This window comes from Myroides pelagicus (assembly GCF_009711055.1).
Taxonomy (GTDB): domain Bacteria; phylum Bacteroidota; class Bacteroidia; order Flavobacteriales; family Flavobacteriaceae; genus Flavobacterium; species Flavobacterium pelagicum.
In genome coordinates, this window is record NZ_WMJY01000082.1 from 1 (window position 1) to 1,632 (window position 1,632).

2 protein-coding genes are annotated in these 1,632 nt (G+C 30.0%); both read right to left on the reverse strand.

Features of this window, described 5'->3' with window-relative positions; all coding sequences use genetic code 11:
* Positions 1–1,004: type II toxin-antitoxin system HipA family toxin (locus GJV77_RS14630; RefSeq protein WP_155037066.1), on the reverse strand; the 1,004-nt coding region annotated here is incomplete at its 3' end.
* Between the two features lies 1 nt (position 1,005).
* A complete protein-coding gene (locus tag GJV77_RS14635) occupies positions 1,006–1,272 on the reverse strand; it encodes a helix-turn-helix domain-containing protein (RefSeq protein ID WP_155037067.1) in 267 nt (88 codons plus the stop codon).
* Between the last annotated feature and the right edge of the window lie 360 nt (positions 1,273–1,632).

A 1,632-nucleotide genomic window follows, 5' to 3' on the forward strand; every position in this document is an offset into this window, starting at 1 on the left:
CCGGAATAAGTGGTGCAGTATTGGGTGGAATATCCAATAAAGCTGAAATTTTTCAAATGATCATCAATATTAGCCAATACCAAATTAAACACCATTCTTTTAAATAGTTGCTGAATATCTTTATGAGGCACTTTTAAACCTATAGACAGTTTAAAAAGATTGTCATAATTTGAGTTTTCTGGCTTTCTAAAATCCCAACCAGCCATTCCAGAAGCAGTTAAAACATGTTGCTTTTGTCCATTTTGCCTATCAAAACGCAAGGTTGCAAAATGTTTATCATCAATCAATTTCGAAGGCATCATTTCTATTCCTATTGAAGTAGCCAACTGATAATAGACAAATTCTACTTTTTCTTTAGAATAACCCAGTCCTTCATCAATAGCTAATTTTATAAGGTAATGATTGTATTGATTTGTGCTTTCTAGATCACCAGCGATAATAGCTCCTGACTCTTTATGTTCAGAAATTAAAATCTTAGGACGAGCTCCACCAGCCGATGTGCCAATTTTAAAAATATTACGCAATGCTAAATCACTCAATCCTTTTTCTTGTATAGAGCTTTTTACATCTAATACTTTTTTCACCACCTCTGTGATTTCATCGATATTAATTTGTGTAGTAGAAGTAAAAGATTTCGAAGGTACAAACTCCAAAGCGCCCATACCTCGCTTTCCTACATAAGTTAATTGCTCTAGTGGCGTAATATTTACTGCTTCTTTATGAGTAAATTCTAACCATTGTTTAAAGATTAAGTTTCCAAAAACATCAGGCAAGGAATCTGCAATCATAGGAGGAAGTCCTCTAAAAGTATCACCTTCAAACTCAGAAAACACTTGTACATTAGACGTGCGTCTAATAATATAAGGAAACAATTTTTTGTATTGGTTAGAATTCAAAAAATCAGGCTGATACTGAAAAAAGGATTTTCTTTGATCAGCATCATAGCCAATTTTACCAATTTCGGTGTCTTTATACAAAACGGATATGATTTGATTTTTAGCCATATTAATACAAAGATTGATTATCGTTTAAGTTGTTTATTTTGTTATGTATAAACTGATTAAAACTATTCAATTCATCAAAATATTGTAAAATTTTCAAAACAGTTTCAAGCGTTGCATTATCACCATTCTCTAGTTTAGAAATGGTTATAGGAGACAAATCTAATTCAGTAGCTAAATCTTTCTGCGTTAATTTTTCTCTTTTACGCAATAACCTGCACCATTCTCCTAACGACTGCTGAGTATCTTTTATGCTAATAAACTCTATCATAAACTATATTATAATATAAATTTACATCAAATATAGTTATTTTTTATATTATAATATAAAAAATAAGATACGAATCAAATCTTAGCTATTTGGTTATAATAAACGTTTATCTTTCTTCTGATCAACTATGATTTTTACTTTATTGGGTAACTCTTTAAATTATTTACTCATTTATAATTCATTTGTTATAATTTAAATTCAACTACTCAGCAAGTAACGGTATACTTTCTTTTTAATGGCTCTATCCAATCTTTAAGGATACTTACCCCCTAGCGCTTGACTATTAAATAAGAACTCTACTTTTTTAAGGGTGATTTTTTTTGAATCTTAGATTCAACAAATAAATGCAACAGCATTTAA